The sequence below is a fragment of the Alteraurantiacibacter aquimixticola genome, assembly GCF_004965515.1.
GTDB classification, from domain to species: domain Bacteria; phylum Pseudomonadota; class Alphaproteobacteria; order Sphingomonadales; family Sphingomonadaceae; genus Alteraurantiacibacter; species Alteraurantiacibacter aquimixticola.
Genome location: NZ_SSHH01000001.1, coordinates 1 through 15299 on the forward strand (window position 1 = coordinate 1; position 15299 = coordinate 15299).

Genomic DNA, 15299 nt, shown 5'->3' on the forward strand with positions numbered 1-15299 from the left:
GCGCATCTGGTGGACAAGGTGACACCGGACATGAAGCTGTTCCGCGACGAAAGCTTCGGCCCCGTCGTGGGCATTGCCCGCGCACGGGATGAGGCGCATGCGATCGAGCTGGCGAACGATACCGAATATGGTCTCTCGTCCGCCGTATTTACCAGGGACACCGCCCGCGGATTGAAGGTGGCTCGCCAGATCCAGGCTGGCATTTGCCACGTAAATGCCTCGACCGTGTCCGACGAGCCGCAGATGCCCTTCGGCGGCATGAAGGCATCGGGCTATGGCCGCTTCGGCGGCAAGGCCGGCATCGATGCCTTCACCGAACTGCGCTGGATCACCTTCGAAACCGAGCCGCGACACTACCCGATCTGAGCGGAAGTCGCTGCACGATTCATTTCAGCTTGTCGAATTCGGCCTGGATTTCGGCAAGCTTCGCATCGGTTAGTACGGCAGCTTCATACTGCTGGACTCCGCGCAGCGTATTGGTGCGCCCCATTGTCTGGAACAATTCGTTGGCGAACACGGTCGGGATCAGACGCTCGAGAATCGCCGAAGTTTCCGGGTCGTCGAGCAATGTGCCAATAGGCGTGCTATCGACGGAATAGCGCCGCTCCGCCTGCTGCTCGATTTCCTGGGCAATAGCGGGGTAGGCCATGAATGGTGCGGTCAGGCAAGCTGCTGCGATAGCGAGTGCAGTCTTGTTCATGAACATTCTCCTCTCGTGATTTGTTGATCGATAGCCCCGAAGGGATGCCGGTCGTGGATATCGACGGCGTCCATCTGCACGCGGTCACCAAAGCGCATGAAACCGGTAGTGGGCTTGCCCTCGGCAATGATCTCAATGGCGCGGCGCTCGGAAATGCAGCTGGAGCCCACCTCGGCATAGGCTTCGTTAGCCACGGTGCCCGAGCCGATGATGGTGCCCGCGACAAGGTCGCGCGAAGTGGCCGCATGGGCGACGAGCTCATGGAAGCCGACGTCCATTTCGCGGCCACTAGCGCTGCCGAAGCGCTCACCATTCCAGTCGATCAGCAGGTCGAGGCAGACGCGCCCGTCCTGCCAGTTCTCGCCCAGCTCGTCCGGCGTGACGGCGAAGGGCGCCATCGAACAGGCGGGCTTGGCGAGGATGAAGCCGAAGCCGGTCTTCATTTCGGGCACCGCATAAGCGCGCAGCGACCAGTCATTGATCTGCACGATCAGCTTGATATGCGCCATCGCCTCCTCGGCGCTGGTGCCCATCGGCACATGGTCCACGATCACGCCGAACTCGCCTTCGAAATCGATCCCGTCCTCTTCGCGCAGGAAAGGCACATCCTCGCATGGGCCGAGGAAGCGGTCGGACATGCCCTGGTACATTAGCGGGCGCGCGTTCTCGATCGGCTCGGTACCGAAAGCGACCTGCATCAGCTTCGCATGGGTATCGAAGACCGAGCCATCCAGCCATTGCCAGCTGCGCGGCAGGGGCGCGCGCAAGCTGGCGGGAGCGAGCGGTTCTCCCTCGCCTGCGGCCAGCCTTACAGAGAGATCCTGTAGCGCTGGTGCCGCTTCGCCCCAGCGCTCGATGGCGCCGAGCAGGTTCGGCCATTGCGCACCCGCAGGCAGGCAGCTTGATCCATCGCCAGAGACAAGGACCAGTTCGCCATCGGGCATGCCGTTGTCGCGGGTCGCCAGCCTCATAGTTCCAGCCCGTCCACATAGGCGCCGTCGATCAGGATGAAGGCGATGCGGCAGTTCCGGTCACTGCGGTTGGCCCAGCCGTGATTGGTGCCGCGCTGCACGATGATGTCGCCCGCGCGGCAGAGGGTTTCGCCCTCGTCGAGGATCAGCGTGAGCTCGCCTTCGAGGACGATGCCGTAATCGACCGTTTCGGTGCGGTGCATATGCGCATGGCGGCTGCCTTCCGTGCTGTGGGACGAGGCATCGCCCGCGCCTACTTCGGCAAAATGCGCGCGCGCTTCCTCGGCCGTCACATTGTCCAGCCGGTCGCCATCGGGTGGGATGTCGAGCACGCGGATGCGGGTGCCGTTTCTGGGCGGGGCGAGCTGGATGCCCTCTTCTGGCGGTTCACCACCGGCCCGGTCGATCCGTGCCGGTGACTCACGCGTGTTCCAGACTTCGTAGAAGAGCGGGCCGTAATCACCGCCGATGCGCTGCACTCGGGGGACGGGGCCATCCTCCTGGAAGATAGCCTTGCCCTGATCGTCATGCCCGGTGACGATCCGCCTGACCGGCCGCTCGCTCATTTCCCTGCCCCCTTGTCGAATGGCGGGCGAAACAGCAATCCGCGCCCATCGAGATCCTTTTCCGCCTCGGCTTCACGCGCCAGAGCCGCCTTGGCGCTGGGCCGTTCCGTCGCGCGTTGGTGATGGCCGCGCAGCGCCGGAAAGGCGTCCCCGTCGAAACCGGACCCGGTAATGCGGAACCAGATCCACGCGAGATAGGCATCGAGGATCGACCAGCTCCCGCCCAACAAAAATTCGTCTTGGGCCAGGCGAGTTTCGAGAGGTGCGAGCTGGAAGCGCAGCAGTTCCTCGGCCTTGGCGCGAATGCGCGGCGCGTCCTCCATCTCGGTAGAGATCATCTGCGGCATGACAAAACGCGTGACGAGGGGGTGCAGGTCACTCGAACAGCGGAAAATCTCGGCGCGCTGCTGCGCCTTTTCGAAGGGATTGTCGGTTGGCGGGAGCAAGCCCGCGTCCGGATAGGCCTCTGCCAGCCAGCTCAGGATCGCACCGTTCTGCACCAGCACGCCCTGCGGCGTTTCCAGCGCGGGCACCTTGCCCGAGGGATTGACGGCGAGGAATTCCGGCTTGCGGTGTTCGCCGGCCATGAAAGCGATCAGGCCGGTCCCGTAAGGCTGGCCGATCTCCTCCAGCGCGGTCATGCTCACCCGCGCGCAGGTATTGGGTGCGAACCACAGTTTCAGCATTGGGTGCGCCCTCCCAAGGTCTCCGCAAACCAGTCCGCGATATAGTCGCGCGCATAGGACATGTTGTCCGCGCCCACATGCTCCACGCCGCCTTCGCGCGGGGTGAAGATCTTGAGTTCGCGGCGCGGGGAAGTGACCAGCTGGTCATAGGCCTGGTGCGCGTAATCGACGCTGATCTGACGGTCCGCCGCGCCATGGGTGACGAGGAAGGGGACCTTGATCCGGTCCATATGGCCGTTGAGGTTCATGCCTTCGGACTTGGCGAGGAAGTCCTCCATGTCGCTGGCGCCAAAGGCCCAGAAGACATGCGCCCAGTAATGCGGCACGGGGTTCTCGCCCTCGCGGCGGATGCGGGCATCCTGCACCTCGCGCCAATTGTGGTTGGCGCCCCATACCGCACCGCTGGCGAAGCGCGGTTCATAGGCAACCGCGCGCGGGGCGAAATGGCCGCCGAGCGAGATGCCGGTCATGCCGATGCGCGCCGGATCGACATCGTAGCGCGACTCCAGCCAGTCTACCGCCTTGCTGGCCCAGCTCTCCGAATGCGGATCGACCGGCAGGCCTTGCAGGCGGATCGCCTCTCCGGTGCCTGGCTGGTCGACGCATAGAGTGGAGATGCCGCGCCGCGCCAGCGCCTCTGGCAGGCGCGACCAGTAGAGCAGCTCCTTGCAGCTATCGAGGCCGTTGCAATAGACCACCACGGGGCGCGGCCCTTCGCCTTCGCCTTGCGTGAACAGCGCCGGCATGGTGCCCTTCGCCAGCGGCACTTCCACGCGTTCCCGGTTGATCGCGCCAAGCCGTGTCGAGCGATCGAAGGCCTCGCGCGCCTTGCGATAGGTTTCCTCGCGCCCGGCGGAACCCTGCTGCTGCATGCGTTCGGCCACCAGCAGGTAGAGCGAGGCGCGCTCCAGCTTGTCCGAAACCGAGAAGCCGCGTCCGTGCTCCTCATCCTCCGCCGCCAGTTCCAGCAATTGGTCCGCCTTGGCGACCCATTGGCGCATGAAATCGGGCGTGCCCGCATCGCCGCTTTCCGCCGCCTCGCGGATCGGCGCGCACATATCGACGATTTCGCCGATCTTGCCGCCGCTCTCCAGCGCCATGGCGACGGAGAGGTTCCAGATATAGTTCGGGAAATATTCGAACAGAGCCATCGCGGGTCAGGCCTCCGCCGGCTGGAACAGCTTGGGGTCGGGGGCGGCATGCGGCATGGTCTGCGGACCGCCTATGCCGATCCCCCACTGGTCCATGATGCGCGGCCCCGGCTCGTGCACCTTGGCCTGATGCGTGTCGAAATCGACCTCTTCCAGTTCGGCCGTATATTCGACCGCGAAGCCTGCAGGCGTGACGAAATAGCTGAAAGTATTGTCGCCCGCCGAGTGCCGTCCCGGTCCCCAGCGAATGTCGATATCGCGCTGCTTCAGGCGGGATACGCCGCGCAGCATGCCGTCCGCATTGGTCATGTCGTAAGCGACATGGTTGAGGCACGGCGGCCCCGGCAGGATAGCGAGCCGGTGATGGGCGGAATTGCAGCGCAGGAAGCACATGAAATCGCCCAGCCAGTCGCTGACCTTGAAGCCCAGCACGTCGCAGAAGAATGTCACTGCCGCCTGGTGGTCCGGCGAATGCAGCACGATGTGGCTGATGCGCAAAGGAATGCCTTCCCACCGATCCACCTCGCGCGCTTCGCCCTTCGCCACATTGCTGGAAATCTCGAACGGAAGGCCGTCGGGGCTGAAGAAGCGGAAACCGTATCCGCCGCCGGGCGAGGCAAGGTCGCGCGGCGAATGGATCAGTTTGCACCCGGCCTCCGCAACCTTTACGTGAAGCGCATCGACATCGGCGCGACTGTCCGCCGCCAGCGCGATCACATCGACATGGTTTGCATCGGAGGGGCGCAGGCGGACGACGTGATGCTCGGGCGATCCCACGGCCCGGAACCACGCCATGCCGTCATCGGACGGGACCGCTTCCAGTCCCCAGTGATCGGCATAGAAGGCGCGTTCAGCTTCGAAGTCCTCCACCCCGTAGCCGACATAGCGTATTTCGGTCACACGGCTCATGCTTGTGCTCCTCAGATCGGTTGGGAGACCACGCTGAACATCTCCGCGGTGGCCTTGGCATTGTCGACGGGCGGCCCCTTGCCGAGCTGGCCCATGCAGATTTCGAGCGAGCGGTCGACGATATAGGCGCAGCGTTCGAAGCGGCGTTCGCGGAAGGCGGTGAAGGCCTGTTCCGGCGTGGCAGCGCGGGCGATCTCTTCGGCGAGCACGATCGAATCCTCGATCGCCATGCCCGCACCCTGTCCCAGATGCGGCGTGGTCGCGTGGACCGCATCGCCCAGCAGGACCACGCGGCCCTTGTGCCAGTCGCCGCGCAGCATCATGCCTTCCAGCGGGCGATAGACCACGCCTTCATCCTCGGTGATATGCTCGGCCAGGGCGCTGATATCGGGCGGCAATTGCCCCATCTTGCCGCGCATCGTTTCGGCCAGCCCCGCCACCGGATAGCGCGGGTTTCCGGGCTCCGGCGTGGTCAGGTAGATATACATCAGCGCATCGCTGATCGGGACGAGGCCGGCGCCGGTCGACCCGTTATAGACATGGAGCGAGTCCAGCTCCGCCGGTCGCGGTAAATTGTAGCGCCACACCGCCTGCCCGGTGAATTGCGGCCCCTCTTCCTCAGGAAAGAGCATGCCCCGCGTCTGCGAGTATACGCCGTCCGCGCCGATCACCAGGTCGAAGCGCTTGGTGCTGCCATCGGAGAAGGTGACGCGGACCGCTTCGCCATCATCCTCCAGCGTCTCCACAGTCAGGCCCAACCTGATCTCGGCGCCCGCCGCCTTCGCCCGGTCGGCCAGTACCTTCTGCAAGGCGGGACGCCCGATCCCGACATTGGCGGGGCAGCCTTCCACCAGCCGTGGCGACGGCACCTTGGCCACCAGCGTGCCGTCGGGCGCATGGACCGCAACCGCATCGAAGCCGACCGAGGCGGAGAGGTAATCGTCGAGCAGGTCCAGCTGCTTCATCGCCCGCAGCACATTGCCCTGCTGGATGATGCCGACGCCATATACGGTCCATTCCGGATCGCGCTCGATCACCGTCACCGCATGGCCATCGCGCCGCAGGGCGATTGCCGAGGTGAGCCCGCCAATGCCCCCGCCGATTATGAGTATGTCCTGACAATCCATGCGGCGATAATGGTTTGCTACATTTGATAAACAAAATCGATTGTTATAATAACATCCCATAAATTAAATGGATGGAAGAATGCGCTTCAAGGGCCTCGACCTCAACCTGTTGGTGGCGCTCAACATGCTGGTCGAGGTGCGCAGCGTGTCGCGCGCGGCTGAGCGGCTGAACTTGTCCCAACCGGCCATGAGCGCGGCGCTCGCCAGGCTACGGGAGTATTTCAAAGAGCCGCTGCTGGTACCGCAAGGCCGCCGCATGATCCCCACTGCCGCGGCCTTGTCGCTCCAGCAGGAGCTGCAACCCATCCTCGCCGATCTCGACGCGCTGATCACCCAATCCACCGCCTTCGATCCGGCGACGTCACGGCGCTGCTTCCGCATCTGCGCCTCGGACTATCTTGTGGCCGTGCTTTTCCCGCAGGTGATTCCCGCCATCCAGGCGGCGGCGCCGGGCATATCGCTCGATATCGTCCCGCCTTCGGAGCAGGCGCAGATCGATCTCGAAAGGGGTGAGCTGGATATTCTCCTGACACCCGAAGAGCATTGTGTAGCGGGCCATCCCACAAACCTGCTTTTCGAGGAGCAGCATGTCATTGTCGGCTGGTCGGGAAATCCCCTGCTGCAGGCCCCGCTTTCCGAAGAGGCCTTCCGCGATGCCGGCCACGTGGCCGTACGTATCGGCCTGACCAACCGTGCATCCTTTGCGGAAACGCAGCTGGACCAACTGGGGCAACGGCGCCGAATAGAGATATCCGCTGCATCCTTCACCAGCGTCCCGGACTTGCTGGTAGGGACCGACCGCTTGGCAGTGATGCACAAGCGGCTGGCGGTAATGATGGCAGGGCGGATGGCGATCGCCTGGCAGAACATGCCATTCGCATTCCCGATTATGCGGCAGATGATCCAGTTCAACCGCGCCCGTGCCGACGATGCTGGTTTGATTTGGCTGATCAGGCAGCTGCACTACGACTAACTGAACGTATCGGGTGCCGAAGCGGATACCGCCGCAGCCAGGTTGATCGAAGCTTCAGGCAGCACGCCAAAATGCACCGTAATGACCACATAGGCCCACTCGCCTTCATAAAGACAGCTTTCACGGAGTGCGAGTGGATAGCCGACTGCCCGCGACCGGCCCATAAGCCGCCATTCTCCTGGCCCTAATGAAGGGATCAGGGCCTCGGTAGAAAAATTTCCCAATGACTTGAGTGCCCATCTTTGTCGTCTATGGGGCACCATTTTTCATGAATGGCGGAAAACTGCCATTTCTTGCCAGCCCCATTTGAGACAGCTGAGAACTCTCGATTGAGTAGGGCGCAACAATGTCGGTTTTGCGCCCTAATTCCGGACCTCCGCACTTGATTGATTTGTAACCGAAACCGGACATTGCACTCGGAGCAACGTCCGCATCTCCAATAACCGGCTATCCAGACCGCCGAAGAGGTAACCGACCCAACAAGTTGCCGTTCGTTGCACCATCATCGAATAACGGCCGACGGAGCAAGGCCGAGGTCCTGACCAAGGGAGGCTCCCCCAAAGCGGTCGCCGACGCTCAACCCCGTGTTGGTAACGTTGTAATCAGAGGCTTCCTCACTCGGCCCAGCGCCTGTTGAGCGCCTGGCAAGTATAGCCGGCCAATCCGCCGATGGCTGTCGCTCCGGCCAGGTTAAGGAGAGACGCGCCCACAATATCCAGACTGGCAGCAAACCAGGTCACCATGCCAAGGAACCAGGCGAGCATGTTTCCGGCAATATGGTGATTACGCAGGCCGACGATCACCAGCGCCACTGCAAATACCACGACGGGCAGCGCAAACTGTCCCAGCACGGGTATGAGCGCCCCGGTGAGAGCGCCAGATCCCGCGCCAATGGCAACGCCCAGCCACAGGCACAACATGGCCGAGAGGCTGTTGCCAAATGAGGTTGGCCGGGTGAACCATGCAATAAATCCGGCAAACATGATCCAGACTTCCAGCGCTAGCGCCTCGCTGAGCCAGGCGGCCAAGGCCGCTACTGCCGAAGCAATCACGGTCCAGAGAATGAACTTCTGACGCGGATGGTTCGGCTGTCCGGCCGTCTGATTGTCAGCATCGGGCATTGTGTCGGTCCTTCTTTTTCGTCCGGTGAGTGGGGGGAGACCCAGTCGTGCGGCACTGCGCAGCCCGGTCGCGGGACGCGGCATACAAGCTCTTGCGGTGAGTGCGGCGCGGGCGACGCGCCGGTGTTTACTCCGGATTGAAGATCGCGAATTGGCGGGCGTATTCGCCATCGCGTTCGGCCCAACGTGCGGCTTTGACGCGTTCGACCAGAATCTCGCCGTCAGGCAGGTCTCCTTCGGTGAGAAGCTGCATTACCTCGGCAATGTATTCACCGAGGGGCATCGCATGCGGGTCGGTCAGCTGCTGCTCACCGGCCAGTTCGGTCTGCACATAGGGCGGAGCCAGTTCGAGTACTTCCACAGGCGAGCCGCGAAGCTGGACCCTCAGCGATTGCACCCAGGAATGCAGAAAGGCCTTGGTGGCGCAGTAAGTGGGGAAGTTGCCACGGGGCACGAAAGCCAGCCCGGAGGTCGTCGTGATGATCGTCGCTTTGGGCCTTGCCATCAGCATGGGCAGCAACGCCGCGGTCATATGCATCGTGCTGAGGATATTGGTCTCGATCATGTCCCGCGAGACCGCCAGATCGACCGGCTCCTCAGCCAGGCTTTCCGTCCTTGATATACCGGCGTTGTTTATGAGCACGTTCAGGGCAGGAAACTCCTGCCGCACACGCACAGCGAGTGCCTCGATCGCGGCGTGATCCTGCACGTCGATTTGAATGCCGGTCATTCCCGGATTTGCTGCCGTGATCTTATCGAGACGGGCCTGGCGACGGCCGACAACGATGACCTGGTTGCCAAGAGCATGAAAGGCTTCGGCAAGCCCGCGGCCAATGCCGCTAGTGCCACCAGTGATGAGGATAGTGTTACCGGTCATTTCCATCGCACTGTTTCCTTGAGTTATCGAGGGCCTGTGGGCACTCAGGCCGAGAGGGCGGGCTTCAGCTCTTCCTCACACCACTGGCGGAATGTCGTCGGCGTGGTGTTCTCAGGAGTTCTTTCCACGCCGAGATCCAGGCCATGGTCCTTGGCATCGGCCATATCGGTCATCCCCTGTGCCATCGCATCGGAGAAGCCGAATTTCAGGAAATTGGCCTTGTAGGCATCGAGCGGAATCTGCTGGTATTCGACGGGCCTGCCGAGAACCTCCGACATGATCTGCGCCATGTCGTTGAAGGAGATATTCTCGGGCCCAAGCACTGCGACTTCTTCCTGACCGGTCCAACTGTCATCCAGCAGCCAGCGGGTTGCGGCGGCGGCGATATCGCGGGTCGCTACACTCGGCAGCTTCAGGTCGCCCGAGATGGGCAGGAAGAACTTGCCTTGCTCCTTGAGCGCATTCGCTTGCATGAGGACATTGTCCATGAATGACGGCATGGTCAGCGCGCGGAAATGCACTCCCGTGCTGGCGATCAGATCGTCCATGGCGAGCGACGCGGTGACATAGCCTGCCTCACCCGCAAGTGGCGTGGTGCGCCCGAGCCCGGTAATGCCGACTATACGCTTGACGCCATGAGCCTTGAGGGCTGCGGCTGCAGGCCGGGTAAAGTCCACATAGGCAGCCGTAGCACTCTCAGCCTTCGGATCGGGCGGTGCCAGCCAGAAGACGGCATCGGCGCCCTCGAAGGCCCGGTCCACGACATCGGCATTGGCATGCGACCCCTCGACAATTTCCACGCGTTCTCGCACCGCTTCCGGAATGGTGGATGGATCACGCACGATAAGGCGCAGTTCGGCACCTTGATCGAGCAAGTTCTCGACAACACGATGACCGATATTGCCGGCCGGCGCGGTGACTACAATCATGGAGTGCTCCTGATGGTTACGAGAAGACCAACTATTGGCAGCAAATTCACTATTTGCCCCTTGGGATCGATCTGCATTGCGTCACGACAACTAGTGCATTGCGAGGCGGACGGTCCATGACATATAGTCTGTAATATCTTTGCAATCGTCCGGATCATCCGATGGACCCACTTTCCGACCTGCTTTCGCTGCTGGGGCCGCGCAGCACGATTTCCTCAGGATTTGATGCTGGCGGGGACTGGTCGATCCATTTTGGCGATCAGCAGAAACAGATCAAATGCTATGTCATCCTCTCAGGCGGGTGCTGGCTTGCGGTGGATGGCATCGACGATCCTGTGCGGCTTGAGGAGGGCGATTGTTTCGTCCTGCCGAGCGGTCGGCCATTTCGCCTCGCCAGCGACCTGTCCCTGTCGTCGCTTGCCGCTGCCACGATCTTTCCGCCTGCCCGCCAAGGCGGAGTTGTGACGTTCAATGGAGGCGGTGCTTTCTCACTGGCGGGCAGCCGCTTTGCCGTCAGCGGCAATCATGCGGACATGTTGTTGGGGATGCTGCCACCCATCGTGCACCTCCGCTCGGATTCCGATCAGACAGCGCTGCGGTGGGCGATTGACCGGATGATGGAGGAGATGCGCAATCCGCAACCGGGAGGTCAGCTCCTCACCGAGCATCTTGCTCATATGATGCTGGTGCTAACGCTTCGCGTTCATCTTTCGAGCGGTCATCGTCAGGGGACGGGATGGTTCCGCGCCCTGGCGGACAATCAATTGGGACAAGCCATTGCTGCCATGCATGCCGATCCGGCGCGGCGCTGGTCATTACAGGAGCTTGGGCAAATTGCAGGAATGTCCCGCTCGACCTTCGCGCTGCGATTCAAGGAAGCCCTTGGCGAAACGCCGATGGACTATCTCTCCCGCTGGCGCATGCTGTTGGCCTGCGACCGGCTGGAGAATGCGCGCGATCCCGTCTCGGTCATCGCTCCGGAGCTTGGCTATCAATCCGAAAGCGCGTTCAGCACTGCATTCAAGAGAGTGATGGGCTGTTCGCCGCGCCAATATTGCAGGCGGTCCGCAGCAGGTACTCCTGGCAGTCCGGAAATGGCCCCGTACTGACAATAGCTGCCTGTTTGCTGGCAGGGCAATGTGTCGATGTCAGTCCCGAAGATCCTGAAATTCCGCCAGCACGTCCATTGCTTCCGCGATCTTGAGCATGTCTTCCTCCTCAAGTCTGCGCTTGGGGCCCCGCATGACCATGCCCCAATGGACGCCTTGATCTCGGGTCAGGTTGAGATCGCCGAGAAGCGGTCTGATCGGAGCAGGCTGCGCGTCCTTCAGATAATTCACATCGACGCGATAGGGATTGAAGTTCATCGCCTGCTCCACGCGATATGGCGCATCCGATGTCACCCAACCGATCGTCGTGAAGGCTTGCACCGTCTCACCTTCCCCCATGCCCTCGCGCGCGGAATAGTAAACGATCCAGTCGCCCTTCTTGAGAGATTTGACGGCAATGTGCTTGCCGTGTCCAAGCTGGGCAAAACCGCCGTCGCGACCACCGCGCGCATGCTGCGCCGAGGCGATCCCCATCCAGAATGTCACAGTTCATTCCTCCTGGAGCGCATGTGCACAGCGTTGCAGCAGGGTTCTGAGCAAATTGACCTCATCGCCTGTCAGGTCTTCGAGCATCTGGCGCTCGGCAGCTTCCGCCGCGATTGCGCCGGCCTGTGCCGCTGCACTGCCTTTTTCGGTCAGTTCGGTCATGATGATGCGGCCGTGCTCGGGATGCGGCGTACGGACGATAAAACCGTCCCGCTCTAGTGTAACAAGCATGCCCTGCATCGATTGGGGCGTCACGAATGCGGCACGTGCCAGCGAGGCATTCGAAATGCGCGGATTGTCGCCAATCGCGAGCAGTACTGCGTTCTGCGAGGCGGACACTCCGGTCCCGGCCAGTTCGGCCTCCAGCCGTTGTCGCAGACGATGTTGGACGACCTTCAAGCAGTAGCCGATCCACGCCTCGTCACTCGCAGTATCCATTTTGCGCATTGACATATCAGGGTCCTGATATAAATATAAGGAACCTGATAATATGCCGGAGCATCCAGAATGACAATGCCGTTCGGACCATCATTTATCGCCCTTCAGGTTCGCGACCTCGCCACGTCGGCACAGTACTACAAGGATGTATTTGGCTTCACCGCCGAAGACCGCAATCCGCCTGGCGCAGTGGTCTTTGCGACCAGACCGATCGCCCTGGCACTTCGCGAACCATTGCGGCCGTTGCCTGAAAGCGGCCCCTTGGGAACCGGCATGGTCTTGTGGGTGGCCTGTGACGATGCGGACGCGTTCCACGATCTGATCGTTGAACGCGGTGGAAAGGTGCTGAGTCCATTGAACGATGGGCCGTTCGGTCGGTTCTTTGTGGCCAGTGATCCTGATGGCTACGCACTCACTTTCCATACCGCGCAGAGTTAATAAGGCGCGGGCCATTCCCTGGGCATTCGCTCCTTTCAGGCCCGCGGTGCGTTTGGTCTGACAGAGGACGGTCCATTCACGGCCAAGCGCGGTTATACCGCCATGTCACTGGATCCGCTGCGGACAACCTTGCGTTGACTGACTGAACACTCTCCTATATGTGGCGTTGCCGGATCGAAGGAGTTTTGTGTGGCCCGACCCAGAAGTGATGAGAAGCGAAGTGCCATCCTGTCGGCAGCAACTTGTGTGATTGCCGCTCAGGGCCTGGGGGCGGCTACGGCAGCGATTGCCAAGGAGGCCGGGGTCTCCAACGGCTCGCTGTTCACCTATTTCGAAACGAAGGCGGATCTGCTGAACCAGCTCTATGTCGAGCTGAAGAGCGAGATGAGCTCTGCCGCTCTGGACCAGCTTCCGGCCGAGGGAGATGTTCGCGCACAGGCATTCAAAGTGTGGCAACAATGGATCCGCTGGGGCGCGACCTTCCCGCAGAAACGCCGGGCGCTTGCCCATCTAAACGTGTCGGGTGAGATCACCGAAGAGAGCCGGCAGGTCGGCCATCAGGTCATGCTCGGCTTTGCCGAGATTCTGGAACGAAGCCGCAAGACCGGCCCACTAAGCGAAGCGCCGCTGGAATTCGTCATGCTGCTCGTAAACGCTCTCGCAGACACGACGATGGATTTTATGACTAGCCATCCGACGCAAGCGGACGAGCATAGCAAGACTGCGTTCGAAGGCGTCTGGCGCATGCTCGCCTAGAGTTTTGATCAATTCATGACTGACTGGACAGACAATTTATGAGCTCGATTATCCAAGACACCGCCGCCCCGCTTGCTCTCATCACCGGGGCTTCCTCCGGCATCGGTCAGGCCTTCGCCCGCCGCCTGGGTGCCGAGGGGTACAACCTTATCGCAATTGGCCGAAGGCGCGAAAGGCTGGACGCACTCGTTACCGAACTTGCCAATGTCGAGGTTCGGCCGATCGTGGCGGATCTCGGTATCGATGCCGGTGTGGAGGTGGTTGCGGATCTGTGCGCAGCCGAGAGCCTGACCATGCTCGTCAACAATGCCGGGGTGGCGCATTACATGCCATTCACCGAGCTACCGGCGCAGAAAGCAGCCGAACTGCTGCAGGTCAAAACCGTCGCTCCCACGATGCTGTCCCGCGCAGCTGTTCCGGGCATGGTCGCAAGGCAAAGCGGCGCGATCATCAATGTATCGGGCATGCTTGCCTATGGCGCGTCGGCACCGCTTGGGCCAGCGCCCGGGCGGGCGACCTATGTTGCGACGCTGGCCCATCTCGTCGCACTAAGTCAGGCGCTGCACGAGGAGCTGAAGGGGCACGGAGTGCGAGTGCAGGCTCTATGCCCAGGCATTGTCGCAACGGAGTTCCACGAGAGGCAGGGAATGGATCTCAGCGCGCTTCCCCGCATGTCGCCCGAAGACGTGGTGACTGCCAGCCTGCGCGGCCTCGAACTTGGCGAAGTGGTTTGCGCGCCCGGTGTTGAGCGGGTGGAGCTGCTCGATGCGGCGCAGCAGGCCAACCTGGCAGCCTTCGCAGGACAGTCACCGCAATTGGCGCAGCGTTATCGCGACGCGAAGCCCTGAAACGCCTCCGACCTCCTGAAAGGATGATGGACATGAATACGCAATCGGTGCTGGTCACCGGTGGAACCGGCTTTATCGGCGGCTGGGCCATCGTCGCGCTTTTGAGCCGGGGCTATCACGTACGCACCACCATTCGCAGCGCGGACAAGGAAGCGTGGCTTCGCGCGCAGATTGCCACGCAGATTGATGCCGACGACCGCTTGTCCTTCGCGCTCGCGGATCTCACTGACGATACCGGATGGGACTCGGCAGTCGCTGGATGCGACTATGTCCTTCACGTTGCAGCGCCAGTCGGCGTCAAGGGCGCGCGCGATCCGGACGATTTGATAATTCCGACCCGTGATGGCGCACTCCGCGTCCTGCGGGCATCCTGCCGGGCCGGTGTAAAACGCATTGTCCTGACCTCGGCAGTCGAGGCGTGCAGGCCGCCCATGAGCAGTCCGGACAGCGTTGGTGATGAGACCCGGTGGACTGACCCGAAGGACAAGAGGCTCGGCCCATATCGCCTGGCCAAAACGTTAGCTGAGCGCGCCGCCTGGGATTTCATGCGCAATCAGGCGGGGGCGACAACTCTCACCACGATCCTGCCAGCGGCCGTGCTCGGGCCAGTGTTCAGCGCTGACTACGCCCATGCGCTGAGATTGATACAAGGCATGTTGACGGGCCAAATGCCAGGAATCCCCCGCGCGGGCTTCTGCGCCGTGGATGTTCGCGACGTGGTCGACCTGCACATCCTGGCCATGATCGCACCTGAGGCGGCAGGAGAGCGCTTTATCGCCGCCAGCGATTGGGTGTGGATGTCCGACATGGCCGAGATTTTGCGTTGGACGCTGGGTGATGACGCGCAAAAAGTACCGAAGCGGAAACTCCCGAACTTTCTGGTTCGCCTTGCTGCGCTGCGCGATCCTTCGGCACGGTTTCTGGTTCCACTCCTTGGCCGAAAGCACGAATTCACTTCCGCCAAGGCACAGGAGTACCTTGGTTGGAAGCCGCGCTCGGCGAAGACCACGATCATCGATACAGCACGAAGCGCCATCGCGGTTGGAACTGCTTAGGCCAGACCGTGCCCCAACCTGATGAGGCCGCGAAGGTCAATGGCTACGGCAGCTTACGCATGTTCACAGCCCAAACTGAGCATTCCGCTACCGGCCCATAAGCTGCCATTCTCCTTGCCCTAATGTAGGGATCAGGGTCTCGGTAGAAAAATTTCCCAA

General features: G+C 61.8%; 19 protein-coding genes. 7 read left to right on the plus strand and 12 right to left on the minus strand.

Annotation, left to right across the window (positions count from 1 at the left end):
• The coding region (locus E5222_RS00005) for an aldehyde dehydrogenase family protein (protein ID WP_136691433.1) at window positions 1–366 on the plus strand (366 nt) is incomplete at its 5' end.
• 19 nt (window positions 367–385) lie between these two features.
• Here E5222_RS00005 and E5222_RS00010 read toward each other — a convergent pair.
• The 7 genes from E5222_RS00010 to E5222_RS00040 are packed head-to-tail and all read right to left on the minus strand — an operon-like array spanning window position 386 to window position 6110.
• Window positions 386–700: a hypothetical protein gene (locus E5222_RS00010; RefSeq protein ID WP_136691434.1), complete on the minus strand. Its 315-nt coding sequence runs from the start codon at window positions 698–700 to the stop codon at window positions 386–388.
• Window positions 697–1671: a fumarylacetoacetate hydrolase family protein gene (locus E5222_RS00015; protein ID WP_136691435.1), complete on the minus strand. Its 975-nt coding sequence runs from the start codon at window positions 1669–1671 to the stop codon at window positions 697–699. Before E5222_RS00015 ends, E5222_RS00010 begins: the two co-directional genes overlap by 4 nt.
• The gene (locus tag E5222_RS00020; protein ID WP_136691436.1) at window positions 1668–2237 is read right to left on the minus strand and encodes a cupin domain-containing protein; all 570 of its coding nucleotides are present in this window, start codon (window positions 2235–2237) and stop codon (window positions 1668–1670) included. The genes E5222_RS00015 and E5222_RS00020 overlap by 4 nt, the downstream gene beginning before the upstream one ends.
• Complete coding sequence (locus E5222_RS00025) at window positions 2234–2923, minus strand: glutathione S-transferase family protein (RefSeq protein ID WP_136691437.1); 690 nt, start codon at window positions 2921–2923, stop codon at window positions 2234–2236. The genes E5222_RS00020 and E5222_RS00025 overlap by 4 nt, the downstream gene beginning before the upstream one ends.
• The gene (locus E5222_RS00030; RefSeq protein ID WP_136691438.1) at window positions 2917–4074 is read right to left on the minus strand and encodes an alpha/beta hydrolase family protein; all 1158 of its coding nucleotides are present in this window, start codon (window positions 4072–4074) and stop codon (window positions 2917–2919) included. The genes E5222_RS00025 and E5222_RS00030 overlap by 7 nt, the downstream gene beginning before the upstream one ends.
• A 6-nt stretch (window positions 4075–4080) precedes the next feature.
• On the minus strand, window positions 4081–4983 hold the full coding sequence (locus tag E5222_RS00035) for a VOC family protein (RefSeq protein ID WP_136691439.1): 903 nt from the start codon (window positions 4981–4983) through the stop codon (window positions 4081–4083).
• An 11-nt stretch (window positions 4984–4994) separates the two neighbouring features.
• On the minus strand, window positions 4995–6110 hold the full coding sequence (locus E5222_RS00040; RefSeq protein WP_136691440.1) for an FAD-dependent oxidoreductase: 1116 nt from the start codon (window positions 6108–6110) through the stop codon (window positions 4995–4997).
• Window positions 6111–6189: 79 nt separating this feature from the next.
• Between E5222_RS00040 and E5222_RS00045 the strand changes: the two genes are divergently transcribed.
• Entirely contained in the window at window positions 6190–7083 is an 894-nt protein-coding gene (locus tag E5222_RS00045) for a LysR family transcriptional regulator (protein WP_136691441.1), read from the plus strand.
• A gap of 614 nt (window positions 7084–7697) precedes the next feature.
• On the opposite strand, the gene E5222_RS00050 is transcribed toward E5222_RS00045, so the two are convergent.
• The 3 genes from E5222_RS00050 to E5222_RS00060 form a co-directional block, all read right to left on the minus strand.
• On the minus strand, window positions 7698–8204 hold the full coding sequence (locus E5222_RS00050) for a DUF1097 domain-containing protein (RefSeq protein ID WP_136691442.1): 507 nt from the start codon (window positions 8202–8204) through the stop codon (window positions 7698–7700).
• A gap of 127 nt (window positions 8205–8331) precedes the next feature.
• Window positions 8332–9087, minus strand: coding sequence for an SDR family oxidoreductase (locus E5222_RS00055; protein ID WP_136691443.1), 756 nt, complete (start codon window positions 9085–9087; stop codon window positions 8332–8334).
• A 38-nt stretch (window positions 9088–9125) separates the two neighbouring features.
• Window positions 9126–10010, minus strand: a complete 885-nt coding sequence (locus tag E5222_RS00060) for an NAD(P)H-binding protein (RefSeq protein WP_136691444.1) — start codon at window positions 10008–10010, stop codon at window positions 9126–9128.
• A gap of 161 nt (window positions 10011–10171) precedes the next feature.
• Between E5222_RS00060 and E5222_RS00065 the strand changes: the two genes are divergently transcribed.
• Entirely contained in the window at window positions 10172–11119 is a 948-nt protein-coding gene (locus E5222_RS00065) for an AraC family transcriptional regulator (protein ID WP_136691445.1), read from the plus strand.
• A 39-nt stretch (window positions 11120–11158) separates the two neighbouring features.
• Here the strand turns inward: E5222_RS00065 and E5222_RS00070 are convergent, their stop codons facing one another.
• A complete protein-coding gene (locus E5222_RS00070; protein ID WP_136691446.1) occupies window positions 11159–11605 on the minus strand; it encodes an EVE domain-containing protein in 447 nt (148 codons plus the stop codon).
• A 3-nt stretch (window positions 11606–11608) separates the two neighbouring features.
• Window positions 11609–12058, minus strand: coding sequence for a MarR family winged helix-turn-helix transcriptional regulator (locus tag E5222_RS00075; RefSeq protein ID WP_136691447.1), 450 nt, complete (start codon window positions 12056–12058; stop codon window positions 11609–11611).
• A 54-nt stretch (window positions 12059–12112) separates the two neighbouring features.
• Between E5222_RS00075 and E5222_RS00080 the strand changes: the two genes are divergently transcribed.
• From E5222_RS00080 to E5222_RS00095, 4 genes are all read left to right on the plus strand, one after another.
• Window positions 12113–12481 (plus strand): VOC family protein, encoded by a 369-nt coding sequence (locus E5222_RS00080; protein WP_136691448.1) that lies wholly within the window; start codon window positions 12113–12115, stop codon window positions 12479–12481.
• A gap of 189 nt (window positions 12482–12670) precedes the next feature.
• Complete coding sequence (locus tag E5222_RS00085) at window positions 12671–13237, plus strand: TetR/AcrR family transcriptional regulator (protein WP_136691449.1); 567 nt, start codon at window positions 12671–12673, stop codon at window positions 13235–13237.
• A 38-nt stretch (window positions 13238–13275) separates the two neighbouring features.
• Entirely contained in the window at window positions 13276–14085 is an 810-nt protein-coding gene (locus E5222_RS00090) for an SDR family NAD(P)-dependent oxidoreductase (RefSeq protein ID WP_136691450.1), read from the plus strand.
• Window positions 14086–14117: 32 nt separating this feature from the next.
• A complete protein-coding gene (locus E5222_RS00095) occupies window positions 14118–15140 on the plus strand; it encodes an NAD-dependent epimerase/dehydratase family protein (protein WP_136691451.1) in 1023 nt (340 codons plus the stop codon).
• Window positions 15141–15299: the final 159 nt, after the last annotated feature.